Source organism: Paenibacillus sp. J23TS9 (assembly GCF_018403225.1).
Classification (GTDB): domain Bacteria; phylum Bacillota; class Bacilli; order Paenibacillales; family Paenibacillaceae; genus Paenibacillus_AQ.
Genome location: NZ_BOSG01000001.1, coordinates 1,876,840 through 1,890,811, shown reverse-complemented (window position 1 = coordinate 1,890,811; position 13,972 = coordinate 1,876,840). Strand labels below are relative to the sequence as shown.

The following is a 13,972-nucleotide window of genomic DNA, read 5'->3' as shown; positions in this document are numbered from 1 at the left end:
AGCGATTGGAACAACGGTCCGTTCACGCAGCGTCCACTCCAAGTGCTTACGTACATCAAGCCATAATAAATCCCATGGACATCATAATATATTCATACAGAGAACCACATCAACTCCTTTATGATGGTAATTGAAAGCGCTTGTTATTCCATCATGGGGTTGGGAGTGTGAACAATAGTGAAAAGGACGAATGCCGATTTAAAAATCAATTATGAGGAACTCGTATCACGGGCAGATTTACACTATGAACATACAGTGAAACGAAGTGAAGGCGGACTACCGCTGGGAAATGGGAGAATGGGCAGCTTGCTGTGGACATCCCCTTCCGCCATCAAATTTCAGGTCAACCGGGTGGATGTTTACGCAAACGACTGTAATACGAACAGCTTCAATCAGAGACATTCGGATTATGCTTATGCGAGTGCCTTTGTCGATATTGATTTTGTTGACTACGGAGAAGATGTTTTTCATGATGATCGAATCAAGCAGCATCTATGTCTATATGACGGATTAGCGGGGATTGCGGGCGATGGAGTGCAGGCACAGGCATATGCTTCAGCCAATCAAGATGTATTTGGAGTTAGAGTGCAGGACGAACGAGAAGCGCCCCAGGGAATCAATATTAAACTCAAAATGATTAGACCTGCGGAAGTCGTAACGAAAAGCCATTCGGCCATTTCGAGTCTTAGCATGGGAGACGGTATGATTATATTACAACAGGAATTTAGGGAGGGCAGCTATTACTGCAGCTCCGCCGTCGCCATCGGAATTTACGGACGTGAATCCATCGCCAGAATGAATGATGAGTATGGTGGCCAGATGCCTGTTGGAAGCTTTAGGGAGAGCCCAGTGATTGGACAGCCGAACGAAACCGAGATGCGTTTATGCGTTAAGCCGGGTAAGGGAACATTCGATATGTTTATCGGTAGTGCCGCCAGTTTTGACGAAAGTGAGGATGTCATCGAATCAGCAGTCGCGTTAGTGCGGCAGGCTGCTGTAACCGGGTATGACATCATGCTTCAGGAGCATAAAACTTGGTGGAATCAATTCTGGAGGAAATCGTATATTCGCTTAAGCAGTGAGGACAAGAGTGGAGAATTTGTAGAGCAGCATTACACTTATTATTTGTATCTAATGGCGTCGAACTCCAGGGGAAGCAGTTTCCCTCCTAACTTTGGAGGCATGCTGCTTAGCCCACGGGGAGATCTCAGACACTGGGGAGCTATGCACTGGTGGAATAATATGAATCTGTACTATAACGCTGTGCTTCCAACAGGTCATAACGAGCTTTTTCATCCATATTTCAACATGTATACCTCGATGTACGATTCATGCGCTGCGGCTGCAAAACAGCAATGGGGAAGTGAGGGCATCTACATACCCGAAGTAGTGACATTTAATGGAATGGAGGAATTGCCTGAGAATATTGCAGCGGAAATGAGAGATCTGTATCTGGTAAGGAAGCCATGGGATCAAATGTCTGACCGCTTCCGTGAGTTTGCTTATTCGAAGCGCCCGCATGAAAGCAGATGGAATTGGAAATATCATGAAAAATATGTGGATGGCAAATTCGTTTATGTAGAGAGAGGCTTCGGATCATTCGGTTTCACGACTCACATGTTCGCATCCCAAGCCGGAATTGCCTATCATTACTGGATGTATTATGAGTACACTCAAAACACTGCTTGGCTGCGGGAACGGGCATACCCAATGATTAAGGGAGTTGCTGAGTTTTTTCGCCATTTCCCGAACCTGAATAAGGATAAAGACGGCAAGTATCACATTTACAATACAACCAGTGACGAGAAATATTACGGTGGCAAAAATACAATGGACTCGATGGCGGGTATGCATACTATTTTTCCTATTGTTCTTAAGGCATCAGAGATCCTGGAAGTGGATGAAGAATTAAGACCTGTTTGGAAGGAACTATACGAACATCTTGCCCCCATGCCGCGCAGTGACCATCCTGATGCCGTTTTGAGTACTAAGGAAGGTGAGCCCGCTGTGTGGGTTGGTGCTATAGGACCTGTACTGGATAATAAGAGCGGCATTGAGTTGAAGCCGGGCCGGTTCGGTAATCTCTGCTCGTTGGAAACGGCATACGATAACCCGGAAATGTATGAGACGACGATGGCCACTATTAAATTCCAGGAAGGACTGCTTGATCATGATTGGAGTCGTGCGGCGTCGGAAATGTCGAGCACTGCGCGCGTGCTGGCCCACATGGGATTGGCGGAACCGTTCAAGCAGGTCGTATTGGCCCAATTGGAATGCGTCAACGCAGAACGGGATTATTGCTATTTTACGGACACAGGCAGGGTGAAATCTTTTGAAAACAGATTAACCGTTAGAGAAGGGATTAACTGCATTAGCATTCAGCGATTAGGCAATGCTGCCTCCGCGCTTCAGGCGGCGCTTTGCCAAAGCCAACCTCCAGGTCCCGGTAAAGAATCGGTCATTCGAGTATTTCCGGCATGCCCTGCGAATTGGGACGCACAGATGTCTTTATGGTGCCATGGTGGCTTTGTTGTCACATCCGAGATTCATTCAGGTGTCATTCCGTATGTTAACATCAGCTCTACATTAGGAGGAATATGCAGAGTCAGAAATCCATGGGGGGAAGCAGAGGTTACCTTGAACAGTGCGGCTGGCAAGGAATTAATCCTGAAAGGCTCATTGTTGGTATTCGACACACTGAAAGACGAGGATATTGAACTACATGTATTAAACTAATCGATTTGTATGGAAAGATACTCTGTTCGTTAAATATGTTTATGCTTTATATTGAAATTTTCACTTCATCATGCTTATAATAGATCGATAAAATTAGAAAAAGGTGTCTATATATGAGCATATTAAATGTTGAAGGATTAAGTCATGGTTTTGGAGATCGCGCCATCTTTAAGGATGTTTCGTTTAGACTTCTGAAAGGCGAACATATCGGATTAATCGGTGCAAACGGCGAAGGCAAATCTACTTTTATGAACATCGTTACGAACAAGCTGCAGCCGGATGAAGGCAAGGTCGAATGGTCTAAGCGGGTACGCGTGGGCTATCTCGATCAGCATGCAGTTTTGACGAAAGGCATGACCATTCAAGATGTACTCCGGGGTGCGTTTCAATACTTGTTCGACCTTGAGCAAGAAATGAATGAAATGTATAACAAAATGGGGGAAGTTACACCGGAAGAGCTGGAAAAGCTGCTGGAGGAAGTCGGCACAATTCAAGATACGCTGACCAGCCAGGATTTTTATATGATTGATGCGAAGGTACAAGAGACAGCCCGCGGTCTTGGCATTACCGACATTGGTCTCGACCGTGACGTCAATGACCTTAGCGGCGGTCAACGTACGAAAATCCTGCTGGCCAAGCTGCTGTTGGAGAAACCGGATATTCTGCTCCTTGATGAGCCAACCAACTATTTGGACGAACAGCATATTGAATGGCTTAAGCGTTATCTGCAGGAGTATGAAAATGCATTTATTCTGATCTCGCATGATATTCCATTTTTAAATAGCGTAATCAATTTGATTTACCATATGGAAAATCAAAAGCTGACCCGATATGTTGGTGATTACGATCAGTTCCAACAGGTTTACGAAATGAGAAAACAGCAGCTTGAATCGGCTTATAACCGTCAGCAGCAAGAAATTGCGGACTTGAAGGATTTTGTTGCCCGTAACAAAGCTAGTGTGGCTACCCGGAATATGGCGATGTCCAGACAAAAGAAGCTCGACAAAATGGATGTTATTGAACTTTCGAAAGAAAAACCAAAGCCGCAATTTAACTTCAAGGATGCCAAAGCGTCTGGAAAGGTAATTTTTGAAACAAAAGATTTGGTTATCGGCTATGACAGTCCTCTTTCCAGACCTCTTGATCTACAGATGGAACGTGGACAAAAGGTAGCGCTTGTTGGTGCGAACGGGATCGGTAAAACGACGCTGCTGCGCAGTATTTTAGGCGAAATCCCTGCATTATCCGGTTCGGTGGAGCTTGGCTACAATCAAGAGATCGGATATTTCGAACAAGAAATGAAAGAGGGCAATTACAACACATGCATAGAGGAGATATGGGAGACCTTTCCTTCCCTGAGCCAATTTGAAGTGCGCGCTGCGCTGGCCAAATGCGGACTCACAACCAAGCATATTGAGAGTAAAATTGCTGTACTGAGCGGTGGGGAAAAGGCTAAGGTCCGTTTGTGCAAGCTCATTAACAGGGAAACAAATCTGCTTGTTCTTGACGAACCTACGAACCATCTGGACGTAGATGCGAAAGATGAACTGAAGCGGGCGTTAAAAGCTTACAAAGGCAGCATTCTGATGATTTCTCACGAACCTGAGTTTTATAATGATATTGCAACACATATTTGGAATTGCGAATCATGGACGACAAAAGTATTTTAATTGACATTCATAGCAACGATGCTTAAAACCCAAAAGCCGCAGCAATGCGGATTTTGGGTTTTAAAGCAAATAGATTCAGAGTTAGGGTAGCTTGATTGTAAAATAATAGGATATGATGAAGCAGTATTCAAAATTTGATGTAGACTAGGAGGATGCATAATGAATCAAATTACTCTCGAAGTTCAGAACGCAGATGGAATCGTCCAGGCTACAAGCACGGATCATGGACAAGCCCATTTAGTTTACCGAAGATCCTATGGGCCTGGAGACGAGATTATTTTGAGAAGCGAAAATAAAAATGTATTTCTGGTCATCCAACTTGATGATGCGATGGATCCAGCCTTTATTTATATGAGAGGGCACGAGTACCGGTTCCACGTTCCTTTTAATGACAAAAAGATATCATACTCCCCAAAATCATTTGCAGGCGAATTGCATGTTCTGACTGCCCGCTCAGCGACGGAAGAAGAAATAAATGCCTATAAAAATCTAGCATTAAATGTATATGACCAGCATGAAAACGCAGCTTGTTTCCCGCATGCTTTTGCTAATGTGGAAACCCGCGGCGAATCCGTATTCGCGGCACGAAATGCCATTAACGGGAACAGTGTGAACTTCTCCCATGGAAAGTGGCCATTTGAGTCATGGGGAATTAATCAGAGGGAAGATGCAGAAATTACAGTGAACTTTGGAAGGACCGTGGAAATTGATAAGGTCGCGTTGACGATCCGAGCAGATTTCCCTCATGACAATTACTGGGAACGGGTTACATTAATCTTTTCGGACGGCAGCAAGCATACGGCAGAATTGGTTAAGTCGCATTTGAAGCAAACCATTCAGCTGGAACGAAGAAAAGTAGAGTGGGTTACCTTAAAAGAGCTCATTAAGTCAGATGATCCATCTCCATTCCCGGCTTTGAGCCAGCTTGAAGTTTTCGGTCATGAAGTCATGTGAACGCTTTCCTAGATGCTTGAATGTGGTATTGGAGTAATTAATAAGTTCTTAGGAGGAAATATCGTGAAAATTTCACAAATTCGTTTATTAGTGCCGAATGTCCGAGATTGTTTTTTGTTTTATAGAGATCTACTTGGACTACAAGTCCTCCATGGTAATGAAGACACTCCATATGCTGAGTTTTTAACGGGGGACATTCATATTGCGCTGGAGCCTCTTATGGTGAATGAACCACGGGCGGCTTTGCGTGAATCCAATGAATTCAGTGCAAACGATCAAGTTGCCATCATTTTCAGTGTGGATGATGTCGATGCAACTTTTGATCAATTGAGGAGCAGAGATGTTGAGTTTGTAAAAGAACCGCATGACACTCCTGAATGGGGTCATCGCGTAGCTTACTTTCGTGATCCTGCCGGTAATTTGATTGAGATCAATGGAGGAATTTAATTCTAACCTAAGAATCGATTAACACATATTTGTACAATTGGGTAATAAAACGGCGGCAGTCAAGGACAGGATTTTCTCGTCCACGATTGTCGCTGTTTCTGTTTTATTGGCAGTTTGATTCTTATTTTCAAGGGAGGCGTTTTTACGTATTTATGTTTTAAAGCTGTGCATATATTTGCGGGCTTGTGCCAATCGTAAGATGAGGAAGAATAGGGTGAGAATCCATCATGGGTTATTCCGCTGTCATATTTTAGAGGTTATGAAACAAGCAGCAATTGTTTAAGAAAGAATGATTAATGGGTAACTTTCTTAAGACGGTGTTTAACAAGAGGAGGACCCTATGAAAAAAATGCGGACATTCTTTATTATTATGTCTCTGCTGCTCTTAAGCTTATCGGGCATGCCTTATTTAATAGCAAGCTCAGCGGCAGAGCCAGCCTCAGGCAAAACCTATCAAATAGGAACGGACGTTACATTTGCCCCATTTGAATTCCAGGATGCTAACGGTAATTTCGTCGGTATCGATATGGATTTAATGGAGGCAATTGCCAAGGATCAGAACTTCAAGTTCGATATTAAACCGTTGGGTTTTAACGCTGCTGTTCAGGCTTTGGAATCCCGTCAGGTTGACGGGGTCATTGCCGGCATGAGTATTACGGATGAACGTAAACAAAAATTCGACTTTTCGGAGCCTTATTACAAATCTGGTGTGGTTATGGCTGTCCGCGAGGATCAAACAAAGGTCAAAGAATACGGAGATTTGAAGGGCAAGAAGGTTGCCGTGAAAACGGGCACCGAGGGCTATACCTTCGCACAATCCATTGCTTCGAAATATGGTTTTACCATCGTTCCTTTCGATGAATCCGTTCAGATGTATGATGATGTTAAAACCGGAAATTCGATCGCATGTTTTGACGACTTTCCCGTTCTTGCCTACGGGGTGAAACAAAAGAATGGGCTAAAGATCGTTACGAAGATGGAAGAAGGAGGATCCTATGGCTTTGCGGTCAGTAAAGGCCAAAATAAGGAGCTTCTCGAAAAATTCAATGCGGGTCTGGCTAATCTGCATGCAAACGGGGAGTATGAACGCATTACCGATAAGTACACCGGTGTAAATGCCGAAGAACCTGCCAAACAAAGCCGCTTGGGACTTATGGTGAATTCGCTGCCCCCGCTTCTTAAGGGGCTTGGCAAAACACTTCTATATACGATCATATCCTTATTTTTTGCTTTCATTCTGGGATTGATCTTCGGCTTCATGAAGGTGGGACAAAATAAGTGGCTGCGAAGCATCGCAACTGTATTTGTTGACCTTTTCCGCGGGATTCCGCTGATTGTACTTGCATTCTTCATCTATTTTGGCATTCCACAGGCTTTCGGCTTCAAAATGCCCTTGTTCGTGGCGGCAGTGTTGACGCTGAGTCTTAATGCGGGCGCATACGTGACAGAGATTATACGCGGCGGCATCCAGTCCATTGACCGAGGTCAGATGGAGGCTGCAAGATCGCTTGGTCTGCCTTACCGGAAGGCTATGATTAAAATTATTATACCGCAAGCAGTACGTATCATGATTCCATCATTTATCAACCAGCTTGTCATCACACTGAAGGATACATCGATTCTTTCAGTCATCGGTCTTGTGGAATTGACGCAATCCGGGAAAATTATTATTGCAAGAACGTTTGAATCATTCATTATTTGGGCTGAGGTCGCGATTTTATATCTGATTGTCATCACGATTCTGACCAAAATATCGAATCGCCTGGAAAGGAAGATGAATAATGGGTAAAATCCGGGTAGAGGCATTAAAGAAAAGTTATGGAGCGAATGAGGTACTGAAAGGCATCGACTTAGAGGTGAAAGAGGGCGAGGTTGTTTGCGTCATTGGCCCTTCCGGATCAGGAAAAAGCACCTTCCTTCGCTGCATCAACCGATTGGAAGACATGACAGCAGGCACCGTGATCGTAGATGATCAGGATATTAACGATCCCAAGACCAACATTAACAAGGTACGGGAGAATATCGGAATGGTGTTCCAGCATTTTAACCTATTCCCTCACTTCAACGTCCTGAAAAATATCATGTTCGCTCCCATGGAACTTGGAAAACAATCTGAGAAGGAGGCGCGTGCTACGGCATTGCGGCTTTTGGAGCAGGTTGGACTATCAGATAAAGCTGATGCATTCCCAAGTCAACTGTCGGGCGGTCAGAAGCAGCGGGTGGCCATTGCCAGAGCATTAGCGATGAATCCGGACATCATGCTGTTCGATGAGCCTACATCGGCGCTGGACCCGGAGATGGTCGGCGAGGTGCTCGGTGTCATGAATGATCTGGCACGAGAGGGGATGACCATGATGATCGTGACACATGAGATGGGCTTTGCCCGCGAGGTGGCCGATCGGGTCATCTTCATGGACGGAGGTTACATCGTTGAGGAAGGGTCGCCTGATAAAGTGTTCGGCAGCCCTAAACATGAGCGCACCATCAGCTTTTTGGAGAAGGTGCTGAAAGCTTAATCAATACCGATAAAATCATACACATAAAAAGCCGCCCATCGCGGCTTTTTTATTTGGAAATAGCAATCCAAAGGGAATTGCAACATGAGGCAACAGATTAGATTGCTAAATAGGTTTATCCGGAATGGCAAACGATACCGTCGTCCCTTCATTGGGCTTACTGGAAATGGATAAGCCTTGTCCGTACAATTGTATCAATCTTCTATTGGTATTGGAGAGTCCGATGCCTCCGTTTTCCTTCATAGTTGGATTCAACAGCTGGTTAACCTTTTCTTGTTCCATCCCCTTGCCATTATCGTATACTTCAATAAGCGTGAAGCTGTTCTGGCGGGTAATCCGAATACGAACCGTACCACCCTTGTCCTGACTGAGGAGGCCATGCTTGACCGCATTTTCAATCAGCGGTTGAATCGAAAGTGGAGGGAGCAGTATATTGATGTCTGGTTCAACTTCCCATACAACAGACAACCTGTCTTCAAAGCGCTCTTTTTCAATATACAAATAGGCTTCGGCCAGCTCCAGTTCATGGGAAAGCTTGACCAGTTCATCCGTATTAATAAAATCAAAGCTGATCCGCAAAAAAGATGCAAACGCTTCTCCCATATTCTGCATTTTCCCTATGTCGATCTCACTAAGTGACATAATTGAATTCAGCGTGTTGAACAGGAAATGGGGATGAATTTGTGCCTGCAAGTAAGCGGCCTCCATGCGCAAGCGTTCATTTATAGATTGCTTCATCGTGGTCAACGCCCTGATTCTGTATTTTAATTCCAGAGCATCTACAGGCTTCGTAACATAATCATTCGCTCCCGACGAGAATCCCGTGTAGATGTCAACAGGCTGACTCCGTGCAGTTAGCAGCAAAACCGGAAGCTCCGATACGGAATAATGCTCTCTTACTCTCTGGGTCAGCTCATAGCCGGACATCGTTGGCATCATGACATCGGCAATGAGTAGATCCCATTGCCGTGTACCCAATAATTCCAAAACTTCACGTGCGGAATGAGCTGTTGTAATGATATAAGGCTCCGTTGAAAGGATTTCAACGAGTACATTCAGATTAACGGGGTCGTCATCAACTGCAAGAATATTCAGCTTCCTCACACTCAAAAGGGGTGGGATATGTAAGGTTGTTGCAAGCTCGCCAATTGCGCTATCCGGAAAAGTGAATCCATGGGCTTCATTATCAGTTACGTCCATGATCTGGTGTAGAGGGACAGAGTCTTGCAACAATGGAGAAGTCGATTCGTTAGCTAACGGCAGATCAAAACTAAATACGGAACCCTTACCCGGTTCGGAGCGAACTGTCAATGCACCACCATGCATTTCAACCAATTGCCTGCAGATGCTTAAACCTAGTCCAATTCCTCTTCCATCGTTTATTCCATACGTCCCTTGTTCATATGGGAGAAACACTCTCGCCACTGTTTCCTCATTCATGCCGACACCGGTATCGGAGACATGAATGATGGCATTCCCGTCCCGTGTTTCTGCAGAAATGGAGATCATCCCTTCTTCCGTATATTTGAGTGCGTTATGTAACAGGTTATACAAAATTTGTACGAGTCTTTTCTCATCGGCCATGACCATCGGCATGGATTCCACGATATCCATATGCATTTGGATGGGCTTACCTTCAGTCATAAATTGTAACATCGCAATTATGCCGGGAATAATGGATTGAATCTTTAAAGACTCTTGCTGCAGCTCAATGCGGTGTTCGCGAAGTCGTGCGACATCTAGAAGATCACCAAGCATATAAGACATACGACGACTTATAGTAATTAGCAGATCCATATTCTTAACGCTTCTTTCATTCATCGTCCCTTTCTCATGGGTCACAACAGCCTGAGCGATATTCATAATTCCGTGCAACGGCGTTCTCAGTTCATGTGATGTATTGGCAAGAAATTGGTCTTTCAGCTTATCGGCTATTTGTAACTTCTCGTTAAGCTTGATATTTTCCCTGGAATTACGGAAGAATTTTTTAAACCAATACGTTGAAAATCCGATCATGGCCACAATGATATCAATTGGATAGTAAACGGTAGTAACGTTTTTGACAGACTCCACAATGCTCCATGACAAGTTGGATATGATGCCGACGGCGGATAGCAGTAAAAAGACGACGTCTTTGTCCAAGGTCTTCTTGGAAATCATTGTTCCAACGATATAAATAAACCAAGCAAATGGAATTGAATAAAAGACAATAAATATCTTATATTCGACCGCTCCATGTACCCATGAAGCCGGCGCTGCCATAAGAAATACGGAAAAGAAGACTAATACCGCGGTGTATGCCCGCAGCCATACGTTTTGCGGATAAATCAAAGAAAGCCTTCTAAATATAAGAAGAATAAAAAGGTTTTGCCACAGGAGGGCGATCAGCCTGATTTTGATCGCCCATGTGTAATTGATTGGCAGCCATAGCAAGAGGACGTTATCATGACCAATCGTAACAGCTACTCCAACAACGAACATTAAGAGACCTGTAGTGAACAAAGCCCTCTCTTGAGGATTGAAGAAGTATAGAATACAAGCATACAAGCCGTGTAGCAGCAAAATAATGAGTGTAACCAGTTGAAATCCGATAGAATACCAACGTGCATAGTCGATCGCAGCCTGAGAGCCAAAGCGAATGGAGCGCAGGATACCGCCGTTATATGGCTCGTCGAAATTGGCGACGTGAATAAGCAAGTGGATTTCAGTTGTTCCTTCCTTAGCGTAAGAAGCTGTATATGAGACATTCGTGGGGGTATATTCATGAGCGCTCACGGAAGGCTTGCCGATACTGTGAAATTTCACCTCATTCATTTCGACTTCCGATGAAGCTTCAATTCCCTGAAGCCAGAGCGCTACGGGCTGTTCCAGTGGATCAATCAAAATACGCAGCAAATACGTTCCGTACCCGTAGGAGGAACTTGAACTATTCAGTTGACTTCTCCAGTCACCAGGAACCTGGATATTGCTGAATCGAGTTTGCTCCGGCTGTATATCCTCATATGAAATGAATTGATCAGGGTAAAAATGCCACTGACCGTCCAAAAAGAATGAGGTGGATTTCTCCAAATCCAAACCGCGCATGTCAAGAACCCCATTGATGGCATGTGGATGCTCTGCTGTGGAAAATACTTCAGACCAGGCCCATCGAAGGCTGAGGAGAGTGCTGACAAATAATAGAATCATAGCTATGTATTTTAAGGTGGAATATTTCTTCATTCGCATCATAATACGATGGAATTCGACATAATTAGTTTGTATTCCTTTATTGATCGCGTTATTACGATGATGTCACAACATAAGCCGAAATAACGCAATAATTCCCCCAATCCTTTCTTACAGACCTGTAAGGAACGTGTAACCGAAATCAATAGGATAAATAGCGATCTCCTTTTAGAATTAAGGTAATTCTTTGTTGGAGCCCCCATGATCTTATAGCTTTTTTTTGTAGTCGAAAATTTCACTGAAAAATAAAGGAGTTACTATGGAAACAAAATTACGGAAGATCATCTTTACAGGATTCATTTTGTACACGTTACTGATATTATATTTTTTGTTTTTTGCTTTCAATAGATTAGATCATGAATACTCTGAGTTTGGATATGAATTTATGCTTATTCCAGAATCAGTCCCGATTCTATTTCCCAACTTGTCAGATCTATCATTTTCGTGGATATATGACTTGGGAAACATAGCTGCTTTTATCCCATTTGGTATAGTAATACCTTTGTTGTATCGTACACATCTTGTGAAGTTCATATCCGTGTTTGTCTTGGCGATTCTTGTGCTGGAGACTCTGCAATCGTTAACGTTTCTTGGTACTTTTGACGTAGATGATGTTATTTCAAATACATTAGGTGCATGGATCGGATTTTGTGCATATAAGGTAGGACTTATTATAAAAGTTTTTTGGAAAAAGCTCATTGCAATGGGGTTGACGATTACTGTTCTATTGGTCGGAATTATGGGAATCTCCGAAATCATTCATTATGCTGTGGAAAAAAGAGAAGGACCTATTCACGCATTAAATGAAGTGAAAGAAATTACGGGAAGTAAGCCTATGACGAAAGATCTTCCCATCTTCACTGTCGCTGGTAAGAAAATAGATCCGAAAATGAATTTGTATAGCAGTAATGGTCAAGAAATTAAAAAATATACTTATATTTTGGGGGATAAGAAGGATGTTCTGTTTTATTCATCTTTTGGAATTCCAGACAATGGGGACGATCATGGTGAACTAATCATCGCAGTGGATGGTAAGGAGATCGTTCAATACAATGAACAATATTATAAAGATGTGGAAACGATAGATTTTCCAATGAATACAGTTCATGAAATTACTATTACGCTTAAAGGAAATGCAAAGCTGTGGGATGTTAAGTTTAGTGAAATGAAGCATTGGTGGGAATGACAAACAGCTATGGTCCATAGCAGCTTCGGATTTCATTGTTCATAGGCAACGGGCATACTATGACGATAGGCCTAGAGTCATTTTGAAGCATTTTGACTGCCGTTTATAAAGTGGTTAACTTGGACAACTTGAGCAGTCATTCACAGATATCGGATGAATTTCGCCAAATTTTATAGCCTAAAAGAATCATTTTTCCGGGAATATCGTCGAAAAGGTTGTATGCCTAGCACTGGGTATAATACGATCAGACCAAGCCTTTTTATTCGTGAAAGCGAACAAAGTCGAATCACGACGAAAAACGGAGGAATATGTAATGAAGTTAACGATGGCCATTATGTCAAAATATTTATTGGGAGGCGTCTGCTTGCTTGGTATCGGCTGTTCCGAACAGAAACCGAGCGCGACGGAGGCATCCGCAAAACCTGAGGTATCCGGCAGTGAAATCCGGGTTCCGCACAATGAGAGCCTGCTTCTGTCGACGGACAAAAAGTGGATTGCGCAGGAGGGGCATCTGTCCGATTTAATCAGGCTGCAATGGACTGCGGATCGGGCCAAGCCGGCGATCGTCTGGGCAGATGAGAAAGGCAATGACAAGACGGCGATCATTTCCCATGACAAGGCAAACGATCCGAAGCAGCATGATCATAAGCATATCTCGTTTGAGACAACGATGTCGCCAACCGGAAAATATGCAAACCAGCTGTTTACCCGATTTGAAATCCCCTTCGACACCGACATCAGCGAGATCCGCACCCACTCGTCCAACTTCAATGTGATGAGCGGCATTTTGCGGGTAGCAGGGGAAGCCGAGACGAACCGGGACATCCAGTTCAGCGTTGCCGGCAAGGATAATGCAACGACACCGAGATGGGCCGTTCGCGCGGACAGCTCGAAGGAAGCAGGCGATAACACGGGGGCTGACCTGCAGTTCGTCCGCTACGGCGATGATGGAAAAGTGATTGACTCCGCGCTCACCATGCAGCGCAGCGGCGGTAATGTCGGGATAGGCACGAGTGAACCTGATACCAAGCTAGATGTAAATGGAGACAAGCTGCGTATCCGTGACAAGTATACGCCCGCTTCATCTACTGCCCCCTGCAGTCAGGGACAGATGTCTTGGGACGATCAGCATGTATATGTTTGCGTTGCTCAAAACAGCTGGAAAAGGACGGAACTGTCGTCCTGGTGACTTCACCATACCATTGTATTTACGCAGAGCAGCATCCCTAGGGAAGAAT

At 44.1% G+C, this 13,972-nt stretch carries 9 protein-coding genes; 8 read left to right on the top strand and 1 reads right to left on the bottom strand.

Annotated features, from left to right (window positions below; genetic code table 11):
• Positions 1–177: 177 nt before the first annotated feature.
• The 6 genes from KJS65_RS08940 (at position 178) to KJS65_RS08915 (ending at position 8,323) form a co-directional block, all read left to right on the top strand.
• Complete coding sequence (locus tag KJS65_RS08940) at positions 178–2,736, top strand: glycosyl hydrolase family 95 catalytic domain-containing protein (RefSeq protein ID WP_213649510.1); 2,559 nt, start codon at positions 178–180, stop codon at positions 2,734–2,736.
• Between the two features lie 113 nt (positions 2,737–2,849).
• Positions 2,850–4,406 carry an ABC-F family ATP-binding cassette domain-containing protein gene (locus KJS65_RS08935; RefSeq protein ID WP_136605290.1) on the top strand — a complete coding sequence of 519 codons (1,557 nt, stop codon included), beginning with the start codon at positions 2,850–2,852 and terminating at the stop codon, positions 4,404–4,406.
• A 159-nt stretch (positions 4,407–4,565) separates the two neighbouring features.
• Positions 4,566–5,360, top strand: coding sequence for a carbohydrate-binding protein (locus KJS65_RS08930; RefSeq protein WP_213649509.1), 795 nt, complete (start codon positions 4,566–4,568; stop codon positions 5,358–5,360).
• A gap of 63 nt (positions 5,361–5,423) precedes the next feature.
• Complete coding sequence (locus KJS65_RS08925) at positions 5,424–5,807, top strand: VOC family protein (protein ID WP_213649508.1); 384 nt, start codon at positions 5,424–5,426, stop codon at positions 5,805–5,807.
• Positions 5,808–6,147: 340 nt separating this feature from the next.
• On the top strand, positions 6,148–7,596 hold the full coding sequence (locus tag KJS65_RS08920; RefSeq protein WP_213649507.1) for an amino acid ABC transporter substrate-binding protein/permease: 1,449 nt from the start codon (positions 6,148–6,150) through the stop codon (positions 7,594–7,596).
• Positions 7,589–8,323: an amino acid ABC transporter ATP-binding protein gene (locus KJS65_RS08915; protein WP_213649506.1), complete on the top strand. Its 735-nt coding sequence runs from the start codon at positions 7,589–7,591 to the stop codon at positions 8,321–8,323. The genes KJS65_RS08920 and KJS65_RS08915 overlap by 8 nt, the downstream gene beginning before the upstream one ends.
• 105 nt (positions 8,324–8,428) lie before the next feature.
• On the opposite strand, the gene KJS65_RS08910 is transcribed toward KJS65_RS08915, so the two are convergent.
• On the bottom strand, positions 8,429–11,407 hold the full coding sequence (locus tag KJS65_RS08910) for a hybrid sensor histidine kinase/response regulator (protein ID WP_244864447.1): 2,979 nt from the start codon (positions 11,405–11,407) through the stop codon (positions 8,429–8,431).
• Positions 11,408–11,807: 400 nt separating this feature from the next.
• Between KJS65_RS08910 and KJS65_RS08905 the strand changes: the two genes are divergently transcribed.
• Positions 11,808–12,734 (top strand): VanZ family protein, encoded by a 927-nt coding sequence (locus KJS65_RS08905; RefSeq protein WP_213649505.1) that lies wholly within the window; start codon positions 11,808–11,810, stop codon positions 12,732–12,734.
• Positions 12,735–13,047: 313 nt separating this feature from the next.
• Complete coding sequence (locus KJS65_RS08900) at positions 13,048–13,923, top strand: hypothetical protein (protein ID WP_244864446.1); 876 nt, start codon at positions 13,048–13,050, stop codon at positions 13,921–13,923.
• The last annotated feature ends 49 nt before the right edge of the window (positions 13,924–13,972 follow it).

Coding starts and splice junctions, on each gene's coding strand:
- KJS65_RS08900 (WP_244864446.1), top strand. CDS start 13,048: ATGAAGTTAACGATGGCCATTATGTCAAAATATTTATTGGGAGGCGTC.
- KJS65_RS08915 (WP_213649506.1), top strand. CDS start 7,589: ATGGGTAAAATCCGGGTAGAGGCATTAAAGAAAAGTTATGGAGCGAAT.
- KJS65_RS08910 (WP_244864447.1), bottom strand. CDS start 11,407: ATGCGCGGTTTGGATTTGGAGAAATCCACCTCATTCTTTTTGGACGGT.
- KJS65_RS08920 (WP_213649507.1), top strand. CDS start 6,148: ATGAAAAAAATGCGGACATTCTTTATTATTATGTCTCTGCTGCTCTTA.
- KJS65_RS08935 (WP_136605290.1), top strand. CDS start 2,850: ATGAGCATATTAAATGTTGAAGGATTAAGTCATGGTTTTGGAGATCGC.
- KJS65_RS08930 (WP_213649509.1), top strand. CDS start 4,566: ATGAATCAAATTACTCTCGAAGTTCAGAACGCAGATGGAATCGTCCAG.
- KJS65_RS08905 (WP_213649505.1), top strand. CDS start 11,808: ATGGAAACAAAATTACGGAAGATCATCTTTACAGGATTCATTTTGTAC.